The 15422-nt window shown below is 66.5% G+C and carries 13 protein-coding genes; all 13 read right to left on the bottom strand.

The genetic code is table 11. From position 1 onward, the window contains the following. Positions 1-3 precede the first annotated feature (3 nt). Entirely contained in the window at positions 4-513 is a 510-nt protein-coding gene (locus ASC87_RS03815) for a dihydrofolate reductase (protein WP_056656985.1), read from the bottom strand. A 39-nt stretch (positions 514-552) separates the two neighbouring features. Further along, the gene (locus tag ASC87_RS03810) at positions 553-1587 is read right to left on the bottom strand and encodes a hypothetical protein (RefSeq protein ID WP_056656905.1); all 1035 of its coding nucleotides are present in this window, start codon (positions 1585-1587) and stop codon (positions 553-555) included. 101 nt (positions 1588-1688) lie between these two features. Then, positions 1689-3128 (bottom strand): DUF6519 domain-containing protein, encoded by a 1440-nt coding sequence (locus tag ASC87_RS03805; RefSeq protein WP_056656902.1) that lies wholly within the window; start codon positions 3126-3128, stop codon positions 1689-1691. Positions 3129-3137: 9 nt separating this feature from the next. After that, positions 3138-5387, bottom strand: a complete 2250-nt coding sequence (locus ASC87_RS03800; RefSeq protein ID WP_082568374.1) for a hypothetical protein — start codon at positions 5385-5387, stop codon at positions 3138-3140. Between the two features lie 14 nt (positions 5388-5401). Then, positions 5402-8617, bottom strand: a complete 3216-nt coding sequence (locus tag ASC87_RS03795) for a putative baseplate assembly protein (protein ID WP_082568364.1) — start codon at positions 8615-8617, stop codon at positions 5402-5404. Continuing rightward, positions 8614-11268: a putative baseplate assembly protein gene (locus ASC87_RS03790; protein ID WP_157603829.1), complete on the bottom strand. Its 2655-nt coding sequence runs from the start codon at positions 11266-11268 to the stop codon at positions 8614-8616. The genes ASC87_RS03795 and ASC87_RS03790 overlap by 4 nt, the downstream gene beginning before the upstream one ends. After that, positions 11265-11627: a GPW/gp25 family protein gene (locus tag ASC87_RS03785; RefSeq protein WP_056656889.1), complete on the bottom strand. Its 363-nt coding sequence runs from the start codon at positions 11625-11627 to the stop codon at positions 11265-11267. The genes ASC87_RS03790 and ASC87_RS03785 overlap by 4 nt, the downstream gene beginning before the upstream one ends. Before the next feature lie 7 nt (positions 11628-11634). Further along, complete coding sequence (locus ASC87_RS03780) at positions 11635-11961, bottom strand: hypothetical protein (RefSeq protein ID WP_056656886.1); 327 nt, start codon at positions 11959-11961, stop codon at positions 11635-11637. A 13-nt stretch (positions 11962-11974) separates the two neighbouring features. Next, positions 11975-12583, bottom strand: a complete 609-nt coding sequence (locus ASC87_RS03775; RefSeq protein WP_056656883.1) for a phage baseplate assembly protein V — start codon at positions 12581-12583, stop codon at positions 11975-11977. Then, on the bottom strand, positions 12580-13851 hold the full coding sequence (locus ASC87_RS03770; RefSeq protein WP_200954298.1) for a hypothetical protein: 1272 nt from the start codon (positions 13849-13851) through the stop codon (positions 12580-12582). The genes ASC87_RS03775 and ASC87_RS03770 overlap by 4 nt, the downstream gene beginning before the upstream one ends. 4 nt (positions 13852-13855) lie before the next feature. Then, positions 13856-14224, bottom strand: coding sequence for a hypothetical protein (locus tag ASC87_RS03765; RefSeq protein ID WP_056656880.1), 369 nt, complete (start codon positions 14222-14224; stop codon positions 13856-13858). Next, entirely contained in the window at positions 14221-14931 is a 711-nt protein-coding gene (locus tag ASC87_RS32390; RefSeq protein ID WP_056656877.1) for a hypothetical protein, read from the bottom strand. The genes ASC87_RS03765 and ASC87_RS32390 overlap by 4 nt, the downstream gene beginning before the upstream one ends. Next, positions 14928-15188, bottom strand: a complete 261-nt coding sequence (locus ASC87_RS31560; RefSeq protein WP_157603828.1) for a hypothetical protein — start codon at positions 15186-15188, stop codon at positions 14928-14930. The genes ASC87_RS32390 and ASC87_RS31560 overlap by 4 nt, the downstream gene beginning before the upstream one ends. Positions 15189-15422: the final 234 nt, after the last annotated feature.

Here is a 15422-nt window from a genome sequence, read left to right as displayed (position 1 = left end):
GCCTCATGCCGCGGCGGTGACGCCGGGCTTGCGCCGGTACGTGACGAACGCGTAGGGCCGGCCGTCGGGATCGGTGTGGGTTTCGCGGGAAACCTCGTCGAATGCCGACCGGTCCCACGCCGGGAAAAACGCATCGGCCTCGAACTCGGCATCCACCTCGGTGAGTACCAGCTCGTCAGCACGTGGCAGGGCCAGGGCATACAGCTGCGCACCGCCCATCACGAACACCTGCGGCGCGTCACCGGCCAGCGCGAGGGCGGCGTCGAGCGAGGCCGCGTGTTCCGCACCGGTACCGGCCCACCCCGGCGAGCGGGACACGACGATGTTGCGCCGGCCCGGCAGCGGGCGGAAGCGTTCCGGCAGCGAGTCCCACGTCTTGCGGCCCATCACGACGGGGTGGCCCATCGTGGTGTGCTTGAAATGGAGCTGGTCTTCGCGGGTGCGCCAGATCAGGTCGTTGCCGCGGCCGATTTCAAGGTTGCGGCCGACGGCGGCAATCAGGGTGAGTCGCATGGGAGCCATCTTAGCCGGGAAGGCGGAGCGGATCGGCTCTCAATGCCTTGAAGAGTCCCGCCAGGTGCGCTCCAGGAACTCGGTGATGGCCTGGTTGCTTGCTGCCAGCATGCCGGGTTCTTCCGGTGCGGACGGTCGCGACAGGAAGGCCTCGTGACGGCCCGGCAGTTCGATATACTCCGCGCGGGGGCGCACCACCTCCCAGACGTATCTCGCGTCGTTCGGGTAGGGGAGTGTGGTGTCATTGCTGGCCTTGATGAGCAGCGTCGGCAGGTCGAGCGACTTCAGTCCTTCGGCCGGAAACAGCGCCGAGCCAACCGGGGCCACGGCCACGACGGCCCGGACACGGTGGTCGCGTGTGTCCCCGAGTTGTTCGGCCGGCTCGCCGAACCACCCGGCGATCCTGCCCCAGAGGGGCATGGCCGCAGGCGGACACATCACGTCCCCGCTGCGGTGGTGTGTGCAGTACGTGGCCAAGGCTCGGGACGAGGGCCGCGCACCCCCGACGGCCAGCGCGGTGTAGCCACCCGCTGAAAAACCGGCCGCGGCGATCCGGTTGCGATCCACCAACGGGCCCAAAGGAGATGCCAGCACCGCGTCCAGTCCGGACCGCCATTCGATGGGTCTCGACTGCCAGACTTCAAGCGAAGAACTTCCGCCCGGGTCCATGGCGTTGTCCCCGGCATGCAGCAACGTGGCGACCAGGTGGCCGTGGGCGGCGAGGTGGTGCGCGGTTTTCCAATGGCTCAGGTGCGTGCCCCCCGAGCCGTGCGAGAAGACCACCAAGGGGTACGGACCTGCCGTGGGGGGCGCGTCGCGGGCGCCGGTGATGCGCGTGGTGCCCAGCGTGAACGGCACTTCGGCCGTGCGGGTGGGGTACCAGAGCACCATCGCCGGGGCCGTTGGGGTTGCCGCGACGGTGCGCACGCCAACGGCGGGCGTGACCGGCGCGTCACTTGCACCGGGGGCCGCTGCGGCGCTCCAGGATGCGATCGCGATGAACGTTGCGGCGGCGAAGCGGGTGAATCGTGGCGCGGACGAAACGCTGCGCGTGATGGTGATGGGGAAGGGCATGGGAGTGAGCGGGGCTTTCTCTGTGTCTTGTATCAAACTTTCCTAAAAGGAAGAAGACGCCGTTCGAGTTCCGGGCAATGGCGATCACGGCCGCAGGTCGCTCAGCTTCCATGGCCAATGGCGGCCCGGTGCCGCGTGATCCCGTCGGGTGCTACGAACGACGGCACGTCGGCAACTTGTGGCCACAGCACGTCGCCGCTCGCGACCCGGGCCGGGATCAGCCAGTAGTCCCCGGTACGGTACACGCCGCCGGGCTGGAACTGGATCTGTACCCCGCGTTCCAGGGGCGTCCATGCGTTCGTCCCGTTAACTTCGGCCACCACAACGGTGCCATTGGCGTCGAGGTGTTCCGTTTGGTCCCAGCGGCGCAGCAGTGTGCAGGTGTCGAAGTCGAAGGTGCGCTTTACTTTGACCATCTCGACTTCTACGCTCCGACGTGTTCGGTCGATACGCTTGACCTGCCCCAGCGGCGGCGCGAGCGCTTCAAGCTCGAAAGACTCACTGGTCACCTCGACCCAGTCACCCACGCAAAGGCCAGTGCGGCGGTCGTGGCCAAGGGTCTCGAGTGGAATGGTGAGCGTGACAACAACACCGCCACCATCGGGCGCTGCGACGGCGATGCTCTTTCCACTCTGTACAGCGAACAGCACGGACCCGTTCTCGCGGGACCACTTGAAGGTGGGCTTGACGTCGCCGGCGAGCGTGCCGCCTTCGTGGATCTCGACGCGGTACAGCTGATTCTCTCGACCCCGGTAGATCGAGTCGGGTGAGATGGAACAGGCCTCGTTGTCTGATGCATCGCGCTTGGCCATGGCGCGTAAGCGCGGTGGCGCCGCTGCCAGTGCTTCGAACCACGCCTCCGACGCCGTGCTTACGTCGTCGTCGTCGGTCTTCGATAGCTTTTTACCAATCAGTTTCGAAAGGGCTTCCGTCTTCTCATTCAAGGCGCCTTTCAGACTCGTCAATGATTTTTTTTCGTCCTTGTTCACCTCGGCATTGATGCGGACGTCTAGGGCCGCATTCAGTTGCGCCAGCTGGTCCTCGACCCACTTGGCGGTCGCGACACGAACCTGCCAGACGATCTGCGCTCTGGACGCTGTGTCTGGGCCGCCCAACGCGATCTCACGCAACGCAGGCTGCTGCACGGCGCACAGGTGCCGCTCCCAGCATTCGATGTACGCGACGAAGTTGCCCGTGGCAACAAGCGCCGGCACCGGCTTTGGCCGAAATGGCTGATCGACGTACGTGCAATCGACCGGGTTGTCGCACAGAATGCCGTCGACGTAGAAGTGGCCCTTCGTGATCTTGAAGTTCGTGGATTTGGCGGGGGCACCGGGCATGATGATGCGGAAGCTCTCCTCCGCCGGCCGCCAGCCACTGCCCACCATGTCCGCGATGAACGTGCGCAGAAGATCGTGGTGGATGGCACTCTGTTCGTTGAATTCCGCATCCAGCAGCGGACGACCTTGCTGCAATAGCACGCGCGTGTAGCGGGCCAGCTGCGCGGCACGCGACGTATCGCGCGAAAAATCTCCGCTCATGGTGACTCCCTAGGTTTCGAGTAGCACTGACGCATCGACGCCAGCGGGGACCGCATCCGCAAGCCTTGCTTCCAACACGGCGATGCGTTGCGGTTCGAAGAGGTCGTGGTAGACGCCCATCTCGGAGGCATCATCTGCGCCCTGCCAGATCTCGACGGCGCAGCGGGCGTGCAGTCGCAGGTAGTCGGGCGTGCCGTAGCGCGTTGACGTGAAGCTTGGCTGCGCGCGCAGCAGTGTGTCCGCTCGCAGGGCAGAGCGGTCTAGGGTGGCGTCCGATGCGAGCTGCTCGTCGACGGCTGCGATAGCCGTTTCTGGTTGACAGCGGTGGCGGCGCGGCGTGCGCGAGCCCTGTGGCACGTAGCAGTAGCGCATGCAACCCACCTGTCGGCGCGCTACGCTCACGTGCCCGACGAAGAGCGAGTTATCGGCGCGGGTGATGGCATGCACCAGCGTCTCGCCCACCAGGGTGCTGCGCGCGACGCAGAGATCGGCTGCGGCCCCCTCGCCGCCAGGCCCTCCGATGGCGATACGCGAGACGGAGGTGGCGTCGACGATGCTGTCCTCGATGGCGACCCGCGCTCGCTCGGGTCCGGCGCCGTCCGACATGACGCGGATCGCGCCGACGATGCTGTGCTCGATGCGCAGGCAAGTGCGCGATCCGTTGAGCACGATGCTCGGCTCGCTCGGGCGCTGCGGTTCGCAGTCGTGCTGCAAGCCCCAGCCGGGAACCAAGGTGCTGTGCCGAATCAGCACCTGGCACAGGTCGTCATCGGCCGGCGCTGTGCTCTGCGGGTCGTCGCTCGGCAGCGGCGAGATGTTGATGCCGCGGCCCGCCACCAGCACACCGTCCAGCGTGAAGCGGCTTCCCCGCAACCCGCGCACCGAGATCGCATCCGCGCCGCCTGCCCTGAAGTCGCCGAGCCACAGCACCGGGCGCTTGCCCGAAGCAGAAACGATCCAGACCGATTCGCCTGGCTGCAAGGCCAGATGGAGGCTGCCTCGGTACACGCCGCTGTCCACCAGCTCGACCAGGAGCGCTGGTGCTGCGCGTTTGTCCGCCGGCAGGGCGCGCCGGCTTTGCCAGTCGGAGACAGCCTGCGCGATGGTGGCGAACTCGCCGGGCGAGGGTGTCATGTCGTCCGCTCGTGTCACGGCCAGCTCGAGGGCCGCAGGCATTGGTGGCAACGCTCGTTGATACTCACCGCCGCCGAGGTCCATCGCAAAGCCATAGCCGTAGCTCACGATGACGCCGCTGCCGGGCGCTTGCCTGGAGGGAAACATGATGCGGCCGAGCACCGGGTCAACGGCGATGCGGCCCTTCGGAACCGCGCACGACCAGCGCGAGAGGTCGGCGGGGATGATTGCCGCTGCGGCGATGTGGCCGCCCGCGCCCTTCTTTGGCCAGTCGGGCACGCTCAGGCTCAGGCTGCCGTCGATGCCAAAGAGCCGGGGGTCAGCGTGCACAAGCGTATCGTCCGCTTCCAGCTCGAACCGCCCGATCGGCAGGGGCACCTGTTGCAGGCCGGTCGGCTGCGCTGTTTCGGCTGCCGGTTGCGGCAGCCGAAACAGCGGCGCGTCGTTGCCCAGAACCGAGAAGGTGTAGCAGTGCAGGCCCTGGTCCTCGCGGCAATAGGCCTCCGTTCGCGTGACCGGGTAGCGTCGTAGCCGGTATACATGCAGCCCAACGTTGGTGATGTTGAACCGGCCGCGCGATTGGGCGCTGCCGATGCGGCGCACGTCGACGATGGCGCACGACGCGTCGAAGGGAGAGTCCGCGCGCAGCAATGCGCTCTGGCCGCGCAGGTCGATCGTCGCGGCCCGCTCCGGCCGCAGGTGGTCAAGGTGCTGCGCCACGACCAGGCGCTGGTAATACTCAACGGCGCGCGCCGGCCAGTTCGCGATGTCGCGCGCAAGCGCCTCCAACACCACCGCCGTGCCCTTGCGCCTGCGCTGCGCAATGAGATTGCCGACTTCTCGCCGCGGCGCCAGCACCCGCTCGAGCGCCGCCGAGCCCGCGCCTGACGCGAGCACGCCCGGCGGCAGTTCGTAGCCCAGCAGATCGCCGATGTACGGCACGACCCAGTCGTCGCAGGTCTCGATGAACCAGTTGTCGTACATGCGTTCGAAGTCGCGCTCAATCTGCACCGCTTGCTCGTCGATGATGGCGAGCAGCTGCTCCAGTGCCTTCTCAGCGTTCTGGTCGCGTTGCCGAATGACCGCCGGCAGCAGGCTGTACAGGGATTCGCGTGGGGCTTGCATGGCGATCACCTCGATCAGGCTCGATTGAGAACCAGCGTGCCGGGGACACCGCGCGGCAGGAACGCGAGTTGGGCGGGCAGGAACCGCGTCGTACCGGCCCGCTTCGACAGGTCGGCCGGTGCATCGGCGACAGGCATGGCCGCACGAACCCGCACCACCGATTGCACCGGCCCGGGCGAGATCTGGGTCTGCATGCTCATCACGGCCCCGGCCAGTGCATCCTTGTTGCGCAGATCGACCTCCGAGAGGCCACCCAACAAATCGACGTCAACCCAGTCCACACCCGTGACCGACTGGATCGCACCGACCACCTCCGACAGGTAGATGCTCTGCCCGAGTTGGCGGCGGTCGAACGAGAACAACTCGTGCAAACGACCTTGTATCGCAAGCTTGACCGTATCCCAATCGTGGCCGGGCACGGCGGCAAACCGAGCCTCGATGAACAGAGCAACCAGCTCGCGGATGTCGACGACGACCGGCAGCGCCGGGTCGCCGAACGCCTCGTAGGCCGCGCGCAGGCTCGTCACCAGATCGTCGTCCGATCGCAGCGGTGCATCATCGACGCCGGCGAGCGTGACGTGAACGCACTCGAACGCGCCATCGGCCAGCTTGCGCGCCACGGCCTGGCCCACGCCGGCGTAGCGCCGCGCGAAGATGGCATAGTCGGCCACACTGACCAGACGCGACAACGGCGACAGAGAGAGCGCGGCCAGCGGCACGTTGGCGCGAATGCGTTCGCTGCCATCACGATCGGCGCCGCCGGATGCGGCCAGCGGATTGGTGACGCTGTTGACGCCCAGCGGCCGCGTCACAGCCTGGCTGATCTGGCCGGCGCGGGCATTGCCTGCCGCGCCGATCCCGGCGCGGTACGCGACCCGCACGTTGCCCTGCCCGGTCGGCAGCCGCGCGCCGTGAATGTCGTCGCCGAAGGTGTAGCTGGCCATGCCGGCTTCGTTGATCGCCATCTCGTAGACACGCTCCGTGGCCTCGGCATCAAGCAGCGAATCCACTTCGAGCCATTGCACGTTGTTGACACGGAGCTGCTGCGTACCTTGCACACCGCTCGTCGTCACCGCGGGAACAAAGGTCAGCGGCGCCCGCCGCAGCGCGAACCGCTGCAGTCGGGCGGTGGCACTGCCGGAGCCGATGGCCTCCGAGCCCGTCTCGCCGTGCGAGGCCTTGACGACATTGCCATAGACCTTCACCGTGCTGCGCCGGTAGGTGTAGGCCAGCGGGGTCGCCAGCCTCAACACGGTGTGCAACGCGTCGCCCGATGACTCGGGATACGGTTGTTGGTCGACACCCGCGACCAGGGCCAACTCGCCGTCGACGATGCCGGGCAGGATGACATCCGGCGAGGCCGGCCGCTTGATGGCAATGTCGGTGCGCTCGCCGTGGACGATGATCCAGCGGCCCACATCGATGCCGTCCAGCAGGCTGTCCATGTCGATGATCGCCCCCGAGACATCGCTATTGTTGATCGGCTCTTCCGCCAAGGTCACCGCCTCGCTCTGCACGGTATAGACGGTCTTGCGAAGGTTCTCGATGGTCGTCGCGATACGGGGTAGCTTTTGCACTTCGACGACCTGGAGGGGCTCGCCGGTCTTGGCGTCCACCATGTCGAGCCGAGTGACTCGGGCGTTCGTCAAGTAATCGCTGCGGCCGACGATCTGAGTTGACGTGATTCGGGCGAGGCGCGTCAGCCGAGCCACGTCGCCCAATTCACTCTTCGGCAGCGCGGAAATCGGCACGTCGACCAGAGCGAGGCTACCTGGCGCGATGTTCGAGAACACGTTGTCGAGGTGGGCCGCGCCAATGTGCGTGTCGGGCGCCGCGATGTCCCAGTCGTGGAACGGTTCCTTGAACTCTCTCTTTGGCGCGGCGGCACCGTAGGGGCTGGTGACCGCACGAAGAATGAAGGCCTGGGGTGCCGACTCCGGTTCCACCGTCTGTGCCGGCACGGAGCGCCAGGCCTGATAGAGACGATCGTCGAGTCGTGGGGATACCTGCTTGAGCAAGGCGCCGCGCTTGGAGCCCGTGCTGGCGAGGCCCGCCAAGGTGGACAGCTTCAAATGCCCAGCGGACCGCGGCGGCGTGGACGCTGGAGTCCCGACTTGGGCAAGTACGGCATCGATGTCTTCCATCGCTCCGGGGACTGGCTTGCCCGGTATTGGCTTGGCGATGGCTTGGAGTACCTTGACGCACAAATCGACCAACTGCTCGGTCCTATCCGCCGGCCTCTCGATGCGATTCTTCTCGATGCGATCCTTCAAGCCGGTGCTCAGCGCCAGTGCATCGGAAGCAGTCCCACCCAGGAAGAACGAGGTGAGGAAGAACAACTGCAGCGCACTGAAAGTCTTGTCATTGGACGGAGGTAGGTCCGGATCCGCGAGATCGGTCAACTTCTTGGAAACTTCATGAAGTTCCGTTGCCTGGACAACTGACAATTTCGGGACCAGCGACACATCGACCCAGCCCCGTTGCACATCGAGCTTCGCTTCAGCAATTTCGCGCACCACCTGCTGCGCGTGCTCGTAGCCGAAGACGAACATCAGCCGCTCGCCAGGACGCGCCGATGTCGACGTGCCGGCCAGCTTGACACTGTCGCGGCTCAACGCATCGGCAAGGGTGATCTTCGGCATGCGCGTCTGCCGCGGCGACATCGCGCTCCACTCGGCACGTGCGTTGAGCGCTTCGAGCGTCTCGAACGTCTGCATTTGCTCGTCGCCGTGGGGCGAGGTCTGTGCTTTGGCACCGACGCCGATCTGCACGGGCGCGGCATGGGCGTCCATCATGTAGGCGAGCCAGGCAGAGGCTGCCACCCCGGGGCGCGGCTTGTAGCCCACTTCACCCGCCAGCCAGCGCAGCGAACGCTCGTCGCGTGCGCAGCGCAGGTAGCCTTCATTGGTCAGCCGCTCGCGGTAGAAGGTCAGCACGTCAGCAGCCACCGCCCACGCGTCGATGAAGGCCATCACCGGGTCCGACGGATCGCGCGTGCCCAAGGCCTGGAGCGCGGGTGCGGCGGGTGAAGACAGCGCTTGCGTGGCTGCGCCCACAAAGCGGCCGTAGTCGCCGATGCGTACATTCAGCGCCGCGAGACCGGGGCGCGGGCGCGGAGCCCCGAGCGAAATGGCCCGCGCACATGCGCCGGCGCAGGCGCAGTTGCCGTTGCAGCCACCGTGGCAACTGCAACCCGACAAGCATCCGCAGGAGCGATCGTCGCTGCTCATCGCCCACCTCTGGTCGTCAATTTCAGAACGCCGCGTTCCGGGAAGTCCGGATCGTTGTCGAGCTGCGCGATCTCGTCTGCCGCGATGGCGACCAGGCCGTCGGCGAGACTCTTGCGGGCGAGATCGCCGTCGGCATCGGCGCGTGCGAACGCACGGAGTTCCACGTGCGCGACGCCGGTCACGCGCTGCACGGCGGCAACGACGCGCGACCCGGCCATGTCCTCGCCGAAGACGATTCGGTCGGCATGGAACAGCCCGAGGTCGCCGTTCGGCAGGCTGCGGTTGGACAAGACATCCAGCGCCGCACGCACCACGTCGGCCCGGGCATGGCCGGGGGCCACGCACAGATCGAGCTCAACACGCAGTGGCACGCGCCGTGCCGGCACGATGCGCACGTCGTGCCCGATGCGGCGCACGCCGAGCAGGCGCTCCAGCGTGGTGTCGGCCAGCTCGGTGTCGTTTTCGGCTGCGGCATAGGCGTCCAGCGCTACGGTGGCTTCGTACCATGCGCCGGTCCAGGCCAGCTCGGCGTTGGCGCCTGCCATGCGGGGGTCGGCCATGGCAATCTGCGCGTAGTCCTCGGCGCGCACCGCGCGCTCGAGCAGGCGCGCATAGGCGTGGGGCGCGAACAGCTTGGCGTCGGCCACCGGTTCGGGGTCGATGCCGCCGCAAGCTGCCAGCGGGTTGCGTGGGCTCAGCGACACGCCCGTGATGGGGCCCGAGCGTCGAGCCACCCACACGATGGAATCTGCGCCGACGTTGCCGCGCTGCCCGTTGCCGACGCGATACCGGGCGCGGAATCGCCACCCGGCCTGCGGCTGCATGCCGCCGATGCCGTCGCCAAAGCGAATGTTGGCGATGCCGTCGTCGTCGATCTCCGCCACGAAGACCGGGTCGTTGCCGTTGCTGGACAGCAGGTCCAAGACAGGTCGCCACGCATAGCTGCCCCGCCAGTGCGCTTTCTGCGAATCGCGTAGATCGGGTGTGCCCAGATCGAGATGAATCTGTGGCAAGGCCTGCCGCGGATGCTGGACGCACAGCTGCGATGCCGGCGCCCCTCGAGGCGGCGGCAGCGCCGCATGGGTGACCTGGCTACGCCCGAGCGTAAAGCGCAGCGCTGCGGCTACCGAGACTGTGTCGGCCACCATACCGTCGCACTCGCAGCAGCCTGTCTCCCGCTCGACTTGGACGACCCAGCCGTCTTCGTCCTTGTCCGGGTGGGCACCGTGGTCCACCAGCAGCACGTTGCCGCGCGCCACCGCCACCTCGATGGTCTTACATGAAGGCGGGGCGGTGCGTGCCGACAGGCACAGCGCGAACGGCAGCGCGTCGCGGCGGTCCCATTCCACTTCCAACAACAGTGTCCCGTCCAGCGGGTCGGTGGTTGGCTCGACCCGCACGAGCTTCACGACGTGCCGCTTGCTGCGATCCGCGTCGGCCCGTGACCCGGTGGCGGCGCCGCATGTTTCTTCCAGGATCAGGTAGTTGCCCTCGGCCAGCTGCAGCACGCGCTTTCCGTCGGCCGTGCCCGCATCGAGCTGGTCAAGCAGCGTGGCCCGTGTGCTGCCTTGCGGCAGGCAGCACGACTCGAATCGCCAGGTGTAGAAATGAATCGTGCTGTGCGCCGCGCGCACCTGAATCACCGGCTTCGTGCTGCGAAGCGCCCCGTCCGGGGCACCGACATCGGGCACATCGACAAAAGTGCCGGCCAGCGCCATCGGTTCGTACAGCGTCGCGCCAGCGGTCTCCTGCATGGCCGGCCAGTCCATCACACCACCCGCGGCGATTGCAGTGTCGGCGGGTGGGCAGGCAAATACGAGATCGGCCAGGTCCAGGGGAACGTCGCGGTCTGAATCCAATGTGATCCAGGCGCGCGCATTGCATCCTTCGTGCAACCGGTAGTCCACCAAGCGCGCATGGCGGCGCACCGAGATGCGCCGGCGCGCCGTGGCGAGGTAGGCTTCGGTGGCGACCGCATCGAGTTGGTAGCTCAGTTGGTCGGCCTTGTAGGCCAGCAGTTCGACCAGGGTCAGCCCCAGGTCGGGCACATGCCGCTCGCGCCACTGCGGCATGGTGGTGGCCAGCCGGTCCAGCAGCAGCGCACGGAAGCTCGGGAAGTCGCGTGCCAGGTAGTCGATGACGGGCGGCGCCGGCTGCGGGTCGGACGGGCAGGGCTGCGGCCGGCAATCGAGCTGGCTTGGGCAGTCGATGCGGAAACTGAACTCGACGCAGGCGTAGCGTGGATCGACCCCCGGCGGCGCGCGGCGCGCCAGCGGCTCCGGCGGCAGCGGGTCGTGGCCGCAGAGCGTGATGATGTCCTCCGCGTGCTCTACCAGGCACAGGCAGTAGGTGGAGAAGTCGCCGCGCCGGTCCACCACGACGTGCAGGCACATGTCACCGTCTTCGTCGGCGACGAAGGTCGCGGACAGCACCCCGATGCCGCGGATGCGCTCGCCCCCCTCGATGCGCACGTTGTGCTCGGTGAGGCCCTCAGGCACATGGCCGAACAGCCGCGCGTGCAGCGTCACGCCGTCGGCCAGTACTTCGACCTCATCGAGCCCACAAAGCCGGCCACTCGCGTATACCAACGCACTGCGCCGGTCGACGCCGCAGACAGCAGTCGAGGCCGTGGCGCAACCCGGGCGGTTCACGTAGAACTCCGGGTGAAGGTGTCGCTTCGCACGTCACCGCTGGCGCGCAGCGCGTAGACCACCGTGGCACGCACCGTGGCGTCGTCGCTCTCGACCTGCACCGCGCGCAGCTCGATCAGGTCGCCCAGCCACTGTGTCAGCGCACCCTGGATCGTGGCCTGCAGCGTGGCTGCCAGCTCGGGCCGGTTAGGCCCGAAGGCGTACTGCAACAGGCCGGCGCCGAAGTCGGGCCGCATCACGCGCTCACCGGGCTGCGTGAACAGCAGCAGCTCGATCATGTCGCGCACGTGCTTGGCGTCTTCGGGCGAAGCCCGTGTGCGGCCATCGGCGCCGATGCGAAACGGGAAGTCGATGTTCATCGCGAGCCTACGATGCGATCACGCGCTGCTGGCCGGCTGGCACTGGGATCAACGGCCCGGGCGGCGCGCAGGTGCCGATGTTGGGAATCACCAGCAAGGGCACCATGGCGGCACCGATGGAGGCCAACACGCGCGTGCTGCCGCTGGTGAACATACCGGTAAGGCATGGCGTGCCCGCTGCGGTCAGCCCACAGCCGGCAATTGCGTAAGGGCTGGACAAGGTGAGCACCGGAACGCCCATGATGAACACACGCACCGGTAACGGTGCGGGCTTGGCCTGCCCCCCGTGCGAGCACATGATCTGATTGGCGATGGTGGCGACGAAGCCCGGCATGGCGATCCTCCGGCTACTTGACCAGCAAGGCGGCGGTGACACCGGCGATGTCTCCGGGCATGGCGCCCAGATGTACGACAGGACCGAAGATGCGCACGCCGGTGATGTCGATTGCTATGCCCGCCGCGGCATTGCCGATGAAAATGCCGCCCGAAGGCAGGTAGGGCAGCAGCGGCATATCGGTCACGGCGAAGCCGTGTTTGGCAAATGATTCGACCGCGAAGATCGGCGCCCCCGGCGCGACGAGTTTGGGCATCGCTGGCGTTTCGAGAGCCGTTCCCCAGAAGCAGCCAACCCATATCGGACTGTTCGGATCTCCTTGTTCGAATTCGACCCACACGTTGGTCTCTGGCGGCGGCACGATGTACGAGCCCATCGACATGCCGCCCCACGGCATGCAAGGCCGTGCCCAATTGGTGATGTTGGGGCCAGTCACATCGGGTACGCGCACAAGCAAGCGTCCGCGCGCTTCAGGGTCGAGTGAGGCCACCACGACGCCACGGTACTTGCCGTAGTAGCGCGCCATGCCTTTGACGTTGTCACCGGCCGGGAAGTCACCTTCGTCTTGGTCCTTGCGCATGCCCTCGACGAAGTGCATGTCGGCCATCGTGCTGCGGCTCATGTGGGGATCCTTTGCAAGGCCTCGTTCAGATTGCTCGGCCATGGGTCGAGCGCGTTGCGTGAGAGCGTGAAGTTCTGCTTGTATTCGCCCGGCTTGATCTGGTGCGTGACGCTGCGCACGTAGTGCAGACCGTCGTGCGGCAGCCCTGCACCGCGCACCTCGACCAGCCGGCGCGCCTTGAGCACGCGGCCGTAGCGCATCACGTTGAGGCTGCCACTGCCGCTGATCACTTCCGCGGCACGCGCTGCCTTTGCCATCCCCACCATCAGCGATTGCGGAAGCGAAAACTTCGCCATGCCGGTGAGCGGCTCGAAGCGCAGTGGCGTGGGCACGCGCGGGCCCAGCGGCGGCGACAGCGGATTGACGTCGGGAATCGGGATCGGCAGTGGAATCTTGATCGGCAGCTTCTCGACATGCAGCAGAAAGGCAAATATTGTCTTGGAGAAGCCGTCAAACGAAAAACTCAGCTGATCCACATTGCTGGCCGCATCGCTGTTCACGATCAGCGCTTGCTGCGGCGCGCCGACCTTGATCTCCGGCCCCCAATAGGCGGTAGAAGACACTGGAAATGGCATGGGCCGCCCCTGCATCGAGAAGGGCGACCCCAGCAACGAGGTGGGCGGCCCCGGCAACGGGGTGGGCTGGTCCGGCAATGGGATGGGCAGCCCCAAGAAATCGCCGGGCTCCACGTAGAACACGTAGCCGACCGACTTGGCCAGGTACGTCACGTACTGCAAGTCGGTGCCCATGTGGCTGGGGATGTAGCTGGTGGGCATCGGTATGTCGATGTTCACGCTGGGGACGATCAAGGGCTTGATCCCCAGCGGCAGGTACTTGGCCAGGATGATGGCCACCCGCGCCTCGGCCGGCATGGCCGGGTACTTGAGCACCCAGCTGAGGTCCACCAGGTCCATCAGCCGCGTGAGGTCTTCGCCGGTGATGTTGAGCCGCGTCTGCCCAGGGTCGTTCGACACCGCAACTTCGTGCTTCACGATCACGCCGTCGATCAGCATGTTGGGCACGCCGTTCACGGTGGCGACCAGCACCACGCGCTTGGGCGGGTCGAAATAGCCGTTCTCGAACTTGCGGCGGATGTCCGACCCCTTGCCGAGCGCGAACGACAACGAGAAGCCGCTCTTGCCCTCGGTGGCCTGCGTCACCTGCGCCGAGAGCAGGGCTTCAGCCACGCCAGGCTCCACTGCCTCGGGCAACAGCGGGCCCAGAGTGCCCATCATCAACGACAGGTGAATGCCACGCAGCATGGTCAAGGCCTCATCCTTGCCGCGGCAGCGGCACGCCTTCGGGCAGGGTGATGCGCAGGCCGCGGCCCAGCGCTTGCGGGCCGGTGAGGGCCGTGGGCGCGAGCGCGCGGTTCGCATCGGCGATGCGCCACCACCAGCGCGCATCGCCGAACTGCACGGCGGCGACGTTGTCGAGCCGGTCGCCGTCGCGCACCGTGACGCGTGCAACCTCGGGCATGGTCTCGGGCTGCGGCACGATGCGGCGGCCCCCATAGACATGCTCGCGGCCTGCGGCATCGACGAAGCTCAGCAAGGGCAGGCCGCGGTAGCGGCTGAACTCGTCGTAGACCTCGACGCGAGCGTCCTGCAAGCCGGGTACCAGCGTGGTGAGATCCATCATATGAGCCCCGTCGCGCCGAGTTGGTCTATCGATTGACTGACTTCGGCGCCAAAGGCGAACTTGGCCAGCGCCTCCTTCTTGCCGAGATAGGACATGAAGTAGCGCGCCCCTGGGTGCGCGTAGCCCATGTCATTGACCGACAGCACGCGCAGGCCCAGGCTCACCTTGGCCCGGATGGGATTGAGATCGACGTCGAAGGCTTCTTCCGTGATGGAAAACTCCGTCACCCGCACCGGCGCGACACGCTGCGCACTCCAGACGAACAGCGCGAACGGCGCCTCCATCGGCGCGATCTCGACGGCGCCCATGGCGAGGAAGGAATCGGTCGCCAGGATCTGATCGGCGCTGGGCGTGATCAGCGATTCGAGGGCGGATAGTTGGGGAAAGATGCCGTAGGCCACGGCGTTGTGGTTTTGCTCTGGAAACTCCAGTTGATCGGTGGCGTCGAGCTCGGCTTCGAGCTTGAAGCTCTCTTCCGGCGGGCCCTTCAGTCGCAAGGGCTCGGTCTTGTCGCCGGTGTCGCCGGTGACCGATTGAACTTTCAGCGAGCGCGTGAGCTGGTCGGGGGTGTATTGCAGCAGGATGACTCGGCTCGGTGTGAACGAGACGGGGTCGAGCAGGACGATGCCGGCTTTGAGGGTCTTGGGGCTGAGTGGCGATCCGGTGACCGCTAGGCGGTTGGAGACACCCACGTTGAAAGTGCTCATGCGCGATGCCCCCCGACGTTTGCGTGGTGGAGACGTGCACGCTGCAGGCTCAAGTGGGAGACGCGCGTTAACGTCGACATATGGCAACCTATGTCGGGGGCCGACGGCTGCCCGCCGCTCACCACCGCCTGCACCTGCAAAGTGCGCGACGAAGTGTCCGGGTTGCATTGCAGCGTGATCACGCGCGGCCGGCCCGGTTGCGGGTCGAAAACCGCGATGCCGCCTTTGAGCAGGCGCGGACTGATGCGGGCGTTCATAGTTTAGATACCCTATTCAGCCAGCGCCCGGCACAGGGCAGAAACCCACGGCTTGCCCATCGGCAGCAAGTGGAAGAGGACTTCGCACCGAGTGCTTACTAACGCTGAGCTTCATTTGAGTTTTCATCATGATCGTGACTGGTGTCGGGTCTGCTTACAGATACGCATTAGCCTTTGTGAAGCCCTTCAGAAGCCGTTTTGCCTTGCACCTAAGGGCCATCCTGAAGGCCGCGT

Source organism: Rhizobacter sp. Root1221 (assembly GCF_001425785.1).
In the GTDB taxonomy this organism is placed as follows: domain Bacteria; phylum Pseudomonadota; class Gammaproteobacteria; order Burkholderiales; family Burkholderiaceae_C; genus Rhizobacter.
Note: the sequence above shows the minus strand (reverse complement) of the source record. Positions and strands in the feature narration are given on the sequence as shown.

Excerpts from the sequence above, each read along its gene's own strand:
- ASC87_RS03815 (WP_056656985.1), bottom strand. The coding sequence starts at position 513 with ATGCGACTCACCCTGATTGCCGCCGTCGGCCGCAACCTTGAAATCGGC.
- ASC87_RS03810 (WP_056656905.1), bottom strand. The coding sequence starts at position 1,587 with ATGCCCTTCCCCATCACCATCACGCGCAGCGTTTCGTCCGCGCCACGA.
- ASC87_RS03805 (WP_056656902.1), bottom strand. The coding sequence starts at position 3,128 with ATGAGCGGAGATTTTTCGCGCGATACGTCGCGTGCCGCGCAGCTGGCC.
- ASC87_RS03800 (WP_082568374.1), bottom strand. The coding sequence starts at position 5,387 with ATGCAAGCCCCACGCGAATCCCTGTACAGCCTGCTGCCGGCGGTCATT.
- ASC87_RS03795 (WP_082568364.1), bottom strand. The coding sequence starts at position 8,617 with ATGAGCAGCGACGATCGCTCCTGCGGATGCTTGTCGGGTTGCAGTTGC.
- ASC87_RS03785 (WP_056656889.1), bottom strand. The coding sequence starts at position 11,627 with ATGAACATCGACTTCCCGTTTCGCATCGGCGCCGATGGCCGCACACGG.
- ASC87_RS03780 (WP_056656886.1), bottom strand. The coding sequence starts at position 11,961 with ATGCCGGGCTTCGTCGCCACCATCGCCAATCAGATCATGTGCTCGCAC.
- ASC87_RS03775 (WP_056656883.1), bottom strand. The coding sequence starts at position 12,583 with ATGAGCCGCAGCACGATGGCCGACATGCACTTCGTCGAGGGCATGCGC.
- ASC87_RS03765 (WP_056656880.1), bottom strand. The coding sequence starts at position 14,224 with ATGATGGATCTCACCACGCTGGTACCCGGCTTGCAGGACGCTCGCGTC.
- ASC87_RS32390 (WP_056656877.1), bottom strand. The coding sequence starts at position 14,931 with ATGAGCACTTTCAACGTGGGTGTCTCCAACCGCCTAGCGGTCACCGGA.
- ASC87_RS31560 (WP_157603828.1), bottom strand. The coding sequence starts at position 15,188 with ATGAACGCCCGCATCAGTCCGCGCCTGCTCAAAGGCGGCATCGCGGTT.